The sequence below is a fragment of the Stenotrophomonas sp. SrG genome (assembly GCF_050031795.1).
GTDB classification, from domain to species: domain Bacteria; phylum Pseudomonadota; class Gammaproteobacteria; order Xanthomonadales; family Xanthomonadaceae; genus Stenotrophomonas; species Stenotrophomonas rhizophila_A.
In genome coordinates this window covers 1-232 of record NZ_JBNBBE010001583.1, presented here as the reverse complement: position 1 = coordinate 232, position 232 = coordinate 1, and the positions used below count along the sequence as shown (strand labels likewise).

The 232-nt window shown below is 74.6% G+C and carries 1 protein-coding gene; it reads right to left on the bottom strand.

Features of this window, described 5'->3' with window-relative positions; translation table 11 throughout:
• Positions 1 to 232 (bottom strand): hypothetical protein (locus ACQG3P_RS24700; protein WP_426806521.1); only part of this gene is annotated, 232 nt, incomplete at both ends.

Genomic DNA, 232 nt, shown 5'->3' with positions numbered 1-232 from the left:
CGCAGCCGCAGCGCATCTGCCGCACTGCAGGGTGCGGACGTGTCCGGCCGCGCGCGACCGTCATCCGCTGGCACCTTGATCAGGTAGTCGCACTGCAGTTCGCCGCCGCTGCTGCGCACGGCGGGCGGCACGGTCCGGCCAGGATCGCAGCCAGCCGGCAGCCGCTGGCTCCAACCGGGGCTGGTCTCTTCCACGCGAAGGCGGGGCACGCCCAGCCGCGCGGCGATGCCGA